Origin of the sequence: Flavobacterium sp. 9 (assembly GCF_002754195.1) — a bacterium.
GTDB lineage: Bacteria > Bacteroidota > Bacteroidia > Flavobacteriales > Flavobacteriaceae > Flavobacterium.
Map to the genome: position 1 here is coordinate 3744691 of NZ_PEEU01000001.1, position 12665 is coordinate 3757355.

Here is a 12665-nt window from a genome sequence, read left to right on the forward strand (position 1 = left end):
TTGTTAGTTTTTTTATTTTTACTAGGCTCAGGTTCTGCAGGATTTAATGATAATTGGTATTATATTATAATATTGATTGGAATTATTCATTCGATAACTTGTGTGTTTTTAATGAAAACTAAGCCAAATTATTATTTAATAATCGCCATAATTGTATTAGGTACTTATTTGTATTTTTATTTTGAATAAGTGCATTTACTTTATAAATCTAAGCTCTTATCACTCACTCACGACTTCTTTCGTGTGATTTATTTACCCAAATGACTTAATTATTGGTGACTTAAAAATATAACCCTTTATAAAATCTGTAAAGTATTCATTATCAAATGGGTGTAGCAGTTGTAAATAATTTAAAATCATGAAAAGACTAACTATATACCTCGCTGCAATATTTTTATTTATTAGCTGTAATAACAGAGAAAACATCGTTAGAAAAGAAAACTTATTGGGGAATGATTATCGATTGTTTCAAAACACTCCCGCTTGGGAATTAGCAAAAGCGGTTGAAGATGGGGATACTATTAAAATAAAAGAAATTTTTAATAATAAGAAGGTAGATATTGATTTTAGAGAGCCAAAATTTGGTAGTACATTATTAATGTTATCTATAATTAATAGTCAATATAAAAGTGTTAAAACATTACTACAAATGGGGGCAGATCCTAATATGCCAGATTCATACAGGGAAACCTCTTCGGTAATTTTTGCAGCTGATAATAATGATCCAAAATTTTTGGAGTTAATTTTAAAATATAAAGGAAATCCAAACGCAATAGAAACCGCTCCAGTTAAAGAAAGAGATAAGGCTAGGAAAACAGCTTTGTTGGCGCCGATTAGTTTTTTAGATCCTAACAGTTTGGAGAAAGTTAAGCTTTTAGTTGAGGCTGGAGCAGATATGAATTACTCTAATGATGGTAATCCAGCATATACAACTTTGCCTCTTGGAGCAGCATTTAAACAAGACAAATTAGATGTTGCATTATATCTTTTACAAAAAGGTGCCAATTATAAAAAGATCATGTACGTAATGGTTGATAGTCACAAAGTATACATTTTAGAAGCATTACGAAAATGTATAATTGATTTGGAATCTAAACAGTATAAAAGCAAACTCGAAGTAATTAAATTTTTGAAAGGAAAAGGATTAGATTATAGTAATGAACCTATTCCTGAATATATTTTAAGAGATATTAAAAAGAAGTATCCCAAAGATTGGGAAGATTATATTAAAAAGTACTAAACTCTATATAATATCCAAAATTCCTAGTGCCGCACAAATACTTTCGTGTGACTCATAAACTCAATTTCTGGGTTAATTGTTTTCCTTTTGATTAAACATCAAGAGTGTAATGATTATTTACTTAAATGATTCAGTTATGGAAGGTTTAAAACATAATCCTTTAGAAAAGCTGTAAAATATTCAGTATAAAATTGAGGGAAAGCTAATTTAAAATCATGAAAAAACTAACTATATATTTTGCAGCAATATTTTTTTTTATTAGTTGTAATAACAGAGAAAACATCGTTAAAAAAGAAAACTTATTAGGATATGATTATCGATTGTTTCAAAATACTTCTGCTTGGGAATTAGCGAAAGCGGTGGATGATGAGGATACTATTAAAATCAGAGAAATTCTTAATAATAAGAAGGTCGATATTGATTTTAGAGAGCCTAAATTTGGAAATACATTATTGATGTTATCTATAAAAAATAGCCAATTTCAAATTACAAAATTATTATTAATATTAGGAGCTAATCCAAATGTCGAGAATACTTATCGAGGAGGTACAGCTGTTATATTTGCAGCTAATAATAATGATCCAAAATATTTGGAGCTAATTTTAAAATATAAAGGAAATCCAAACTCAATAGAAACAGCTCCTGTTAGAGAAGATGATCAAGTCAGGCAAACAGCTTTGTTGGCTGCAATTAATCTTTTAGATCCTAACAGTTTGGAAAAAGTTAAACTTCTGGTCGAATCAGGTGCAAATATAAATTACCATAATCTAGGGCATACAGAATCACCTCTTTCAGATGCAATTACAGCTAGAAAAATGGATGTTATTTTATATCTCTTACAAAAAGGTGCGGATTATAATTTGATGATGTATGAAATGGTAGATGGACATAAAGTTTATATTTTAGAAGCATTACGAAAATGTATAATTGACTTAGAATCTGAACAGTATAAAAGCAAACTCGAAGTAATTCAATTTCTGAAAGAAAAGGGATTAGACTATAGCAAAGAACCTATTCCTGATTACATAGGAGAGAGTATTAAAAAGAAATATCCAAAAGATTGGGAAGATTATATTAAAAAGTACTAAGCTCTATATAATATCCAAAATTCCTAGTGCCGCACAAATTTTGTAAAAGATATTGTGGCACTTCCGGAAATTATAGAATGTTACAACATTGCCGGTGACTATGATTTTATGCTAAAAATACTCGTTCAGGATATGGCTAGTTATCAGGATTTTGTAATGAATAAATTGTCGACTATCGAAAACATTGGAAATACGAACAGTATTTTTGTAATGGGGAAATTAAACACAGTACGGCATTGGAGTTTTAAAAGGCTAATAATTTACTGTTACGAATTGGATTTTGGTTTCGAAAAATCCTAAAATAAAACGTATTTTTGACGTTTTAGATCCTCAATCTAAAATCAATAATCTACAATCTAAAATAGAACAATGAACTGGGAGCAACTTTTATCACTCAAACGCCAAGGCGATACAAGCAAAAGATTACGTGTAGAACAAGATGATACCCGATTAGGATTTGAGGTTGATTATGACCGAATCATTTTCTCGGCAGCATTTCGGTCTTTGCAGGATAAAACACAGGTAATTCCGCTTTCAAAAACAGATTTTGTGCATACGAGATTGACACATAGTTTAGAAGTTTCGGTTGTTGGGCGTTCTTTGGGACGTTTGGTTGGAAAAAAAATCATTGAAAAATACCCGCATTTAAAAGAAGTTCACGGTTATCATCTGAATGATTTTGGTGCTATTGTAGCGGCAGCTTCTTTGGCGCATGATATAGGAAATCCACCTTTTGGACATTCTGGTGAAAAAGCAATTGGAGAATACTTTTCGATTGGAAAAGGGTTAAAATATAAAGATCAATTAAAGGCCAAACAATGGCAGGATTTGATTGATTTTGAAGGAAATGCAAATGGATTTTCAGTGCTTTCAGCAAGTCGCCCGGGAATCGAAGGAGGACTTAGAATTTCGTACGCAACATTGGGTGCTTTTATGAAATATCCAAAAGAAAGTTTGCCTAAAAAACCAACGAATAATATTGCCGATAAAAAGTATGGTTTCTTCCAGACTGATAAAGCATTTTTTGAGGAAGTTGCCAAAGATATGGGAATGATCGCCAATAAAGATGGTGATGATATTGGTTTTGAAAGACATCCGCTAGCTTATTTGGTAGAAGCGGCAGATGATATTTGTTACACAATTATTGATTTTGAAGACGGAATAAATCTAGGATTAGTCTCGGAAGATTTTGCTTTAGAATATTTAATTAAACTTGTGAAAGACAATATTGGAGTTTCTAAATATAAATTGTTAGAAACTAAAGAAGATAGAATTAGTTATTTGCGTGCTTTGGCGATTGGAGCTTTAATTAATGATGCTGTTGATGTTTTTGTTGAAAATGAAGAAGCAATTCTAGCCGGAAAATTTCCTTATGCCTTAACGGATAAAAGTAAATACAAAGCCCAAATGGATGATATTATCAAATTAAGTGTTGATAAAATCTACCAAAGCCGGGAAGTAGTTGAGAAAGAAATTGTAGGTTATCAAATCATTCAGACTTTGCTGGATAAATTTATAACTGCTTTTAATAATAAATACGAGGGAACTGCATCAAATTATGACAAATTGATTTTGAAAATGTTACCTGAAAAACATCATTTAGACAAAACCAATTTGTACGAAAGATTGCTTCATATTTGCCATTTTGTTTCTCTTTTGACAGATGGAAATGCCTTAGAATTATTCGAAACCATAAACGGAAGAAAAAGCAATTAGATTTGCAGTAAAAAAATAAACACATAGAAACCTAGGTTTTTATGTGTTTAAAAGAATATTAAAAAAGATATATTTTGGTCAGGTTTATCGCTAAGGAAAAACTTGAAACTTAAAACCTGAAACTAAATTTTTTTTACTGAAAAGCATAAACCAAACCTACGCCCAAAACTTGTCTTAACTGGGTTCTTGGTCCATCATTAACTTGTGAAGTTGTTCCTGTAGTTGGGTCAACAACATCTTTTTTAGTTTTGATATCATCATCATAAACTAAATGGATACCAATATTTGCTTTTACATATGCATTAACAACAAGGTCAAGGCGAGTGTCATAATCGACATCGACATTCCCAAATTTATTTAGATAATCGGTGTATAAGCTTAACCTGTTTTCGTAAAAAACGTTTTTATAAATCTCGTTTTTCGTGTACGCTGTTAGCAAAATACCAAACTCAGCTTTTATTTTTTGACCGTCTTTGATTAAAATTTGCGAATTAGGATCATTAGGATCAGGTGCATAAATAGCTTTTCTAACACCAAAAGATCCCTGATTAGCCAAATCCTGATCTAGAACCAATGTAGTTTTTAAAGTTATTGGAGAGAAATAAAAAGTCCTGTTTTTGGCTTTGTTTGAATTCTCAGCCCCGGCTCCTAAAAAGATATAGGCCGGTGCAAATGGTTTAGAGATTGCAATATCCCTATTTGGATAATTATATCCGTTTGTAAATTGCGTATTGAAGTTGTATTTAGCAGAGTAATACCAATTTGAGATTGTATCTTTTCTAAAGCCGTAAGTTGAGTTCAGCAAAATTGCATCATCCGTTTTACGAAGTTCGATTCCGTCTTGCTTATTTAAACCATATTTTACGATAAGTTCATTTACCCATTTATGATTCCCTTTTTGATATGTTCTGTTGAATTCACCTTTAAATAAACCAGAAATAGAACTTGTTCCCCCCGCACTCCAATTCACAAAAGCAATTTCAGAAATATCAAAACCTAATTGGTTTTTCTTAGTCCAGTTTGATGGAAGTTTTGGTAATTGATTTGGATCTAAAGTCGTTTGTATAATCTGAGCAAAGTTATTTGAAGTACACAATAGCAATAGAAGCAAAAGGGTAGAACGCAATAATTTCATTAGGTGGATTTTATTTTAATTTTGGTAGTGCAAAATAATTATTTTGTGGCGTTTGAAAAAAGATTTACCAAACTTTTAACGTCAATGTTACATAATTGTTGTAATTGATTTACCGTTCCATGCTCAATAAACACGTCAGGAATACCCAAAATTTCAATGCGGTTTTTATAATTATTAGCTGCTGCAAACTCCAAAATTGCACTTCCAAAACCACCATTTATTACACCATCTTCAATAGTAATTATCCTTTCGAAAGAAGATAAAATTGTATTTAATGAGTTGGTATCTAATGGTTTAATGAATGGAAAATCATAATGTGCGATAGTTTCAGAATTGGTCAGTTCATTGATGGCCAGTGTTACATTATTTCCTATAGTTCCAGTTGATAAAATAGCCGTTTTTGTTCCGGGTTTTAAGATGCTAGCCTGTCCTATAATAATTTTTTCATATTGTCCGAAATTTTCTACTTCCCAGTTTGGTAAAACGCCTCGACCACGTGGATATCGAATTGCGATAGGATGATTTAGACCTAATTGTGCCGTATATAAAATGTTTTGCAACGCAATTTCATTAATTGGTGCATAAATTATCATATTAGGAATAGTTCTCAAATAGGCAATATCAAAAACGCCATGATGTGTTGCGCCGTCTTCGCCAACTAGACCGGCTCTGTCTAAACAAAAAATTACAGGTAAGTTTTGCAACGCCACGTCATGAATAACCTGATCGTAAGCGCGCTGTAAAAAAGTCGAATATATATTGCAATACACAATCATACCTTGCGTCGCCATTCCTGCAGCAAGAGTTACGGCATGTTGTTCTGCAATTCCTACATCAAAAGCACGCTCGGGAATTTCATCCATCATAAATTTCAGAGAACTTCCCGAAGGCATTGCAGGTGTAATACCAACAATTTTTTTGTTCTTTCTGGCTAAATCCAAAATGGTTAAACCAAAAACATCCTGAAATTTCGGAGGTAAATTTTCTTCAGATTTTAAAATGATTTCTCCAGTTGAAGCGTCAAATTTTCCAGGCGCATGGTATTTTACCTGATTTTCTTCAGCTTGTTGCAGGCCTTTTCCTTTTGTGGTAACAATATGAAGGAATTTAGGGCCTTTTATATTTTTTAATCGGTTTAATTCTTTGATTAATGTAGGAATATCATGTCCGTCTATTGGTCCCGAATAATCAAAATTCAAAGACTTAATCATGTTATTCTTCTTCGGATTTTTTCCTTCTTTTACAGCAGTAAGATATTTTTTGAGCGCGCCCACACTAGGATCAATCCCTATTGCATTGTCATTGAGAATAACCAGTAAGTTGGCATCGGTTACACCAGCATGATTCAAGCCTTCAAAAGCCATTCCGGACGCAATAGAAGCATCGCCAATAACTGCAATATGTTGTTTGTCGAAATCGCCTTTTAAGTTAGAAGCAATCGCCATTCCCAAAGCAGCAGAAATGGAAGTGGAAGAATGTCCAACACCAAAAGTATCATAAACACTTTCGCTTCTTTTTGGGAAACCGGAAACACCTTCGATTTGTCTGTTAGTATGAAAAATTTCTCTTCTTTCGGTCAAAATTTTGTGTCCGTAAGCCTGATGTCCAACATCCCAAACCAATAAATCTTTGGGCGTATTAAAGACATAATGCAAAGCAATCGTCAATTCAATAACGCCTAAACTCGCGCCTAAATGACCTTCTTTTACAGAAACGATATCAATAATAAATTGACGCAATTCCTGAGCAACTTGCGGAAGTTGCGCTTCGGTTAATAAACGTAAATCGGCGGGATTGAATATGTCAGAAAGTAAGTTGCTTTTCATTGTAAGGTAAAAAGCAAATTTACGGTTTTAAATTTAATTTTTTTGCTGAGATGCATTACAATACAATTGGCAAAGAATATTGTATTCTGATTTTTTTTCCGTTTGATTCTGCCGGCTCCCATTTAGGACATAAACTTAAAACTCGGATGATTTCTTTTTCCAAAGGCTGTTCAATTACAGGTTCAGATTGAAGATAAGATACAGAGCCGTTTTTTTCTACTGCAAATGAAATTCTGATTTTGAGATTTCCAGCATTTGCATTATCAGGGTTTTTAAATTCTTTCGAAAAAAAGGTATAGAATTGTTCAATGCCACCGGGGAATTCTGCATTTGTTTGCTTAACCGCACCGGTAACAAACGAACTTTCGTCTTCGACAACTTTTTTGCAATTAATCTTTGCAGTTTTTTCTTTTTCAGTATTGTTTACAGGGGTTTTAACAAATTTAACCTGATCAACTTTTGGAGGAGGTGGCGGAGGTAAAAGCGTGTCACCTGAATTATTGTTTCTTGGTCTGACTTCTCCAACAGTTATATGTTTTGTTGGCGTAGTATCTTGAACAATTTCTACTTTATCAATTTTCTGTTTTTTTCCGTCTTTATCCTGACAACTAAATAAAGTTGTTCCCATAGCGATAAACAATGCTAGTAAAAACATTTTATTGTAATTGGTTTGCGTGTGTAAAACCCGACTCGGAATTTGAATTGTCATAGTCTCTAGTTGAGACTTTTTAAATCTTCCGCAAATTCTTTCGTTTTGGTTTTGAATGAAATAATGCTGAATTTCTTCATATAGCATATTTGTGAAATTCACAACCGTTTTTGAACAACTTAAACAAAATCGACCATTATCTTTTGGTTTCATTTTATCCCAGTTTTCATGACAAGGTTCAGGAATTGTTATTTTAAAATTTCTTTCCATGATTAAAATTTAATTTGTTTGGCTTATACGGTTATCATTGTTGTTAACAAGATTGATTGAAACTATTTTTGAAAGTTTCCTTTTTCTTCTTTCAGTATTTAAGCTGTCTTTCTCTAAAACAATTTTCAATCGAATAACAGTTGAAATTCCTTTTCCGTTAATTATACCTGGCTTCCATTTTTTAGACTCTTGTAAAACCCTAATTATTTCTTCTCCGGTTTCATGACCAATATTATCAAAAACCTTAATTTGATTTAAAGTTCCAACCTTGTCGATTACAAAAGAAACTTCAATTTCTCCCGCACTACGTCTGGCTTTTTTAGGAACCTGAAATTCATTTTTAATAAAGTCGCTAAATTTCTGAAAACCACCTGGATAATCGGGGATTGTTTCAATGTATTCAGGAGCGGGAATGCCAGTGAGATTGTTATAACTAGAATGATCTATATAACCTGTAGTAGGTCCTGAAGATTCCATTATAGGAGGGGCATTAACAAATAAAATTTTAGTTGGTGGCTTTTTTAATATACTGTCATTATTAGATTTATTAAGAACTTTTGGCGAATGATCTTCGACAACTTCTATTTTATCAATTTTTTGTTTGTTTCCATCTTGATCAGCGCAACTAAACAAAGTTGTTCCCATCGCAATAAATAATGCAAGTAAAAATCTTTTGTGATACTGTGTTTGTGTATATAAAACCTGACTAGGAATTTGAATTGTAATAATATCTAACTGAGATTTCTTAAATCTTCCACAAATATTGTTGTTCCGATTTTGAATGAAGTAATTTTTGACTTCATCCGGTAACATGGTAGTGAAATCCACAACAGTTTTAGAACAATTTAAACAAAAACGACCATTGTCTTTTGGAGTCATTTTGTTCCAATTTTCGTGACAAGGTTCTGGAATCGTTGGTTTGTGTTTATTATTCATTGTTAAATTGTAATTGGTAAAACGTAAGTTGATCGGACGATTTTGTTTTTTAGCTTTCCTGGAATCCAATTTTGCGCTGTTTTCAAAACTCTAATAACTTCTTCACCTATTTCTTTCGGCGTATTTTTATCAAGGTTGAAATTACTCAAACTGCCATCTTCTTCTACAACAAATACAATAGATATTTTTTCATGAAATTTTTCTGTTTTGCTTGGAGCGACATAATTTTTGGTAAAATAATCATAGAACTTTTTCATCCCGCTTTCCGGAACAGGTAAAACATCTAAGTCAGTTGAATTATATATAATGTGATAATTAAAACTCCCGGTTTGAATTAAATCAGGGGGAATCAACACGCCCATCGTAATTCCACTACTAATTTTTTTCGGTTTTGGTTTTTTAGATTCGATTTGATGTCCATAGCAGAAAGAAACAGGCTCGTTTTCATCTTCATTCTGAACTGAATTGTCAACAATCTCGATTTTGTCAATTTTATTTTTGTTCCCGTCTTTATCTGAGCAGCTAAACAAAGTAGTTCCCATGGCAATAAACAAAGCCAATAAAAACATCTTATGATATTGTGTTTGTGTATATAAAACCCGACTAGGAATTTGAATAATTAAACTTTCTAATTGTTCATTTTCAAACCTTCCGCAAATTTTGTTATTTTGATTTTGAATGAAAAAGTGCTGAATTTCTTCAGGTAACATATTTGTGAAGTCAACAACAGTTTTAGAACAACTTAAACAAAAGCGACCATTATCTTTTGGCGTCATTTTGTCCCAGTTTTCTTGGCATGGTTCAGGAATTGTTATTTTATGTTTTCTTTCCATTTCAAGATATTAGAAAATAAATATAATTTAAAATGTATGTTCGATGGTAATTTATTGTTTTAAAGTTAATTCATTATTTTCTTTGGTTTGAAAAATTTGCATTGAGGTAATTTTTGAAAATTTTCTTTTTCTTTTTTTCGGATTTAGAGTGTCAAGCTCAAGTGTAATAGGCATGTCATAAAAAGTTCTAACTTTTTTTCCATTGATTTCTCCCGGAGTCCATTTTATAGATTTTTCTACAGCCCGAATAGCTTCTTCTCCACTTCCAAACCCAAGATCTTCAATAATTTTTAGTTCGTTTAGTTTTCCGTCTTTCTCAATGACGAAAGACACTTTTATTACACCAGTGGATTTCTTTAGCTTTTTAGGTATTTCAAATTCTGATTTAAACTTTTCATAAAATATATTTATTCCTCCTGGATAATCAGGCAAAACATCAATTGCCATACCTCCATAAATTGTAGTGTCTTCTTCGTAAATATTTACATTCGATATTGCTTCTCCAGATCCTGTTTCTGAGATAAAGAGTGTTATTTCTTTTTTACGAGCAGAGAGGTTTTTACGTTTTGTTATTTTTGTATCGCTAACTTTTGATGATTTATTATTTACTTCATGCTTATCGTTTGAAGTAGTTTTTGCAACAGGAGAATCTTCAATTACTTCAATCTTGTCAATCTTTTGTTTATTACCGTCTTTATCCTGACAGCTAAACAAAGTAGTTCCCATTGCAATAAACAATGCCAATAAAAACATTTTATGATAATGAGTTTGCGTATAAATAATACTACTCGGAATTTGAATTGTTATCGAGTCTAATTGAGACTTTTTTATTCTTCCGCAGATATTTTTTTCATGATTTTGAATAAAAAAATGCTGAATTTCTTCAGGTAACATTTCTGTAAAATCGATAACAGTTTTTGAACAACTCAAACAAAAACGACCCTTTTCATTTGGAATCATTTTGTCCCAGTTTTCATGGCATGGTTCAGGAATTGTTATTTTGAGTTTTCTTTCCATTTTTGAATTTCAGTATTTAAATGTAATAAAAAATAACTACGAAAAGAGTATTTTTGCAATTATGATAAATCCTTTCACCGACGAATATTTCATGAAAAAAGCTTTGCAGGAAGCTGAAATGGCTTTTGATAAAGGCGAAATTCCTGTTGGGGCAATTATAGTAGTTGCGGATAAAGTAATTGCCAGAAGTCATAACTTAACAGAGTTGTTAAATGATGTTACGGCTCATGCCGAAATGCAGGCAATAACCGCTGCTGCCAACTTTCTTGGAGGAAAATATCTGAAAGATTGCACACTTTATGTTACACTCGAACCTTGCCAAATGTGCGCAGGAGCTTTGTATTGGAGTCAGATTTCTAAAATTGTTTTTGGAGCCAGAGACGAACAACGTGGTTTTATGACAATGGGAACAAAATTACATCCAAAAACGACCGTTGTTTCTGGAATTATGGCAAATGAAGCTGCGGATCTTATGAAACGTTTTTTCATTGAGAGACGTAAGTAATCACTAAAAATATCATGACGGATTTTTCAATAATAAAAAAGCTTTTTGGTATAACTGAATCTAATGGTTTTACCGAGAAGGAAATTCAGGTTGTAAAAGATATATTTGGGGATCTTCCTAAGGTATTTACAGATTATTATACGGAATTGGGTAAAGTCGAAAACCTGAATCATACCCAGGATTTATTAATTATACCAGAGCGCTTTCAATATTACAAGCATGACGATTATTTGATATTTTATTCGGAAAATCAGAGAGCCTGCGTTTGGGGAATCTATAAAGATGATTTGTCAAAAGCGAATCCTTCCGTTTACATGAGTGAAGACGAAAAAGAATGGAAGTTGGAGGCCGAAACATTAATCGATTTTTTTACTGTCATGGCATTTCTTCAAGGAGGTTTTGCATTGCAATATCCGTCTAATACATTTTATGAGTTAGAACCACATGAATTAAATTTTATTACTGAAAACTTTCAAAATAAAGGTTTTTCCTTTAAGGAATGGCTTGGCGGAATAAGTTTTTATGGTAATTATAACGATGATGTAATTATATTACAGGATTCTAATCAAATGTTTTATGCAGCAAATACAAACGAACATTTTATTGAACTGAATAAGGTTTTGTCTAAACTTGGAACTGAGCTTTAATAATTCTGATAAAAAGTTGCTTTTCTTGTATTAGAACAAATAAGTCATGTAAAGACATACAAACACCATAAAGGAATTAAAGCATATTATATTATAAAATGCATTTTCAGTGAAAGCCTTTTTTGAGAGAAGTATTTTTAAACTTATAGCTATTGAAAGAAGTAGTGTCCAACAAAAGTAAAATTGAATTCCGTTAATGCTTAAACTACTAGAAAGATCTTTTGTGTAATCATTATTCTTTGATTTAACTTTTGTTACCGACTTAAATAATAAAGAATACTCAAGTTCTATATCATTTTCTTCGATGTAGTTTTTTACTGTTGAAAAAGTGAATCCTTTTTTTGTATAGTAATGGTAGGATATTTTTTGTGGTTTCGCGCCTTTTTTTCCTCCCACAGTTCTCACAGTGTAATGAGTTATTACATCTGCTGTTTTTGAGTTTGGCAAGATATAATAATCTAAAAAGCCTGCTAATATAAAGAATGTTATTACTGCTAAAGCATATACAACTGTTGTTTTGTTCTTGATAATAAAGTCATTTTCAGTAGAATATTTATATGGGTTATTTGGCATTTCGATGACTATTAAAACGAGCGAAATATAATATATTAATTAATTGATTTTTCTAAAACTTCAACAAAAGTTAAATAATCATTACTGACGAATTTTCCTCTTAAAACATTTCAGAAAATACTTTATATTTACTACAATATTATTGATATTTCATTAGTTATGTCTTTAACAATGAAATGTTAAATACGCTCTGTTTTTTTTAAACCAGTAACCCATTAACTCTAAATAAA

13 protein-coding genes are annotated in these 12665 nt (G+C 31.7%); 6 read left to right on the forward strand and 7 right to left on the reverse strand.

From position 1 onward, the window contains the following. Window positions 1-358 precede the first annotated feature (358 nt). From CLU81_RS15460 to CLU81_RS15475, 4 genes are all read left to right on the forward strand, one after another. Window positions 359-1240, forward strand: coding sequence for an ankyrin repeat domain-containing protein (locus CLU81_RS15460; protein ID WP_099710627.1), 882 nt, complete (start codon window positions 359-361; stop codon window positions 1238-1240). A 215-nt stretch (window positions 1241-1455) separates the two neighbouring features. Continuing rightward, entirely contained in the window at window positions 1456-2328 is an 873-nt protein-coding gene (locus CLU81_RS27120; protein WP_099710628.1) for an ankyrin repeat domain-containing protein, read from the forward strand. A 54-nt stretch (window positions 2329-2382) separates the two neighbouring features. Next, complete coding sequence (locus CLU81_RS27125; RefSeq protein WP_233209719.1) at window positions 2383-2628, forward strand: Lrp/AsnC ligand binding domain-containing protein; 246 nt, start codon at window positions 2383-2385, stop codon at window positions 2626-2628. A gap of 69 nt (window positions 2629-2697) precedes the next feature. Continuing rightward, window positions 2698-4044, forward strand: coding sequence for a deoxyguanosinetriphosphate triphosphohydrolase (locus CLU81_RS15475; RefSeq protein ID WP_099710629.1), 1347 nt, complete (start codon window positions 2698-2700; stop codon window positions 4042-4044). A gap of 133 nt (window positions 4045-4177) precedes the next feature. On the opposite strand, the gene CLU81_RS15480 is transcribed toward CLU81_RS15475, so the two are convergent. Genes CLU81_RS15480 through CLU81_RS15505 form a run of 6 tightly spaced genes read right to left on the reverse strand, consistent with a single transcriptional unit; the run spans window position 4178 to window position 10710 of the window. Beyond that, entirely contained in the window at window positions 4178-5179 is a 1002-nt protein-coding gene (locus CLU81_RS15480) for a DUF3078 domain-containing protein (RefSeq protein ID WP_099710630.1), read from the reverse strand. A gap of 38 nt (window positions 5180-5217) precedes the next feature. Beyond that, window positions 5218-7005 carry a 1-deoxy-D-xylulose-5-phosphate synthase gene (locus tag CLU81_RS15485; protein ID WP_099710631.1) on the reverse strand — a complete coding sequence of 596 codons (1788 nt, stop codon included), beginning with the start codon at window positions 7003-7005 and terminating at the stop codon, window positions 5218-5220. Window positions 7006-7060: 55 nt separating this feature from the next. Further along, entirely contained in the window at window positions 7061-7924 is an 864-nt protein-coding gene (locus CLU81_RS15490) for a hypothetical protein (protein ID WP_233209720.1), read from the reverse strand. 9 nt (window positions 7925-7933) lie between these two features. Next, entirely contained in the window at window positions 7934-8803 is an 870-nt protein-coding gene (locus CLU81_RS15495) for an energy transducer TonB (RefSeq protein WP_158235340.1), read from the reverse strand. A gap of 59 nt (window positions 8804-8862) precedes the next feature. Continuing rightward, window positions 8863-9693: an energy transducer TonB gene (locus CLU81_RS15500; protein ID WP_099710633.1), complete on the reverse strand. Its 831-nt coding sequence runs from the start codon at window positions 9691-9693 to the stop codon at window positions 8863-8865. Between the two features lie 51 nt (window positions 9694-9744). Continuing rightward, a complete protein-coding gene (locus tag CLU81_RS15505; protein ID WP_099710634.1) occupies window positions 9745-10710 on the reverse strand; it encodes an energy transducer TonB in 966 nt (321 codons plus the stop codon). Between the two features lie 61 nt (window positions 10711-10771). Here CLU81_RS15505 and CLU81_RS15510 point away from each other — a divergent pair, with 61 nt between their 5' ends. Continuing rightward, a complete protein-coding gene (locus CLU81_RS15510) occupies window positions 10772-11215 on the forward strand; it encodes a nucleoside deaminase (protein ID WP_041516481.1) in 444 nt (147 codons plus the stop codon). Window positions 11216-11229: 14 nt separating this feature from the next. Then, entirely contained in the window at window positions 11230-11862 is a 633-nt protein-coding gene (locus tag CLU81_RS15515; protein ID WP_099710635.1) for a hypothetical protein, read from the forward strand. A gap of 30 nt (window positions 11863-11892) precedes the next feature. On the opposite strand, the gene CLU81_RS15520 is transcribed toward CLU81_RS15515, so the two are convergent. After that, entirely contained in the window at window positions 11893-12435 is a 543-nt protein-coding gene (locus CLU81_RS15520; RefSeq protein ID WP_099710636.1) for a hypothetical protein, read from the reverse strand. Window positions 12436-12665: the final 230 nt, after the last annotated feature.

Excerpts from the sequence above, each read along its gene's own strand:
- CLU81_RS15460 (WP_099710627.1), top strand. The coding sequence starts at position 359 with ATGAAAAGACTAACTATATACCTCGCTGCAATATTTTTATTTATTAGC.
- CLU81_RS27120 (WP_099710628.1), top strand. The coding sequence starts at position 1,456 with ATGAAAAAACTAACTATATATTTTGCAGCAATATTTTTTTTTATTAGT.
- CLU81_RS15475 (WP_099710629.1), top strand. The coding sequence starts at position 2,698 with ATGAACTGGGAGCAACTTTTATCACTCAAACGCCAAGGCGATACAAGC.
- CLU81_RS15480 (WP_099710630.1), bottom strand. The coding sequence starts at position 5,179 with ATGAAATTATTGCGTTCTACCCTTTTGCTTCTATTGCTATTGTGTACT.
- CLU81_RS15485 (WP_099710631.1), bottom strand. The coding sequence starts at position 7,005 with ATGAAAAGCAACTTACTTTCTGACATATTCAATCCCGCCGATTTACGT.
- CLU81_RS15490 (WP_233209720.1), bottom strand. The coding sequence starts at position 7,924 with ATGGAAAGAAATTTTAAAATAACAATTCCTGAACCTTGTCATGAAAAC.
- CLU81_RS15495 (WP_158235340.1), bottom strand. The coding sequence starts at position 8,803 with ATGACTCCAAAAGACAATGGTCGTTTTTGTTTAAATTGTTCTAAAACT.
- CLU81_RS15500 (WP_099710633.1), bottom strand. The coding sequence starts at position 9,693 with ATGGAAAGAAAACATAAAATAACAATTCCTGAACCATGCCAAGAAAAC.
- CLU81_RS15505 (WP_099710634.1), bottom strand. The coding sequence starts at position 10,710 with ATGGAAAGAAAACTCAAAATAACAATTCCTGAACCATGCCATGAAAAC.
- CLU81_RS15510 (WP_041516481.1), top strand. The coding sequence starts at position 10,772 with ATGATAAATCCTTTCACCGACGAATATTTCATGAAAAAAGCTTTGCAG.
- CLU81_RS15515 (WP_099710635.1), top strand. The coding sequence starts at position 11,230 with ATGACGGATTTTTCAATAATAAAAAAGCTTTTTGGTATAACTGAATCT.
- CLU81_RS15520 (WP_099710636.1), bottom strand. The coding sequence starts at position 12,435 with ATGCCAAATAACCCATATAAATATTCTACTGAAAATGACTTTATTATC.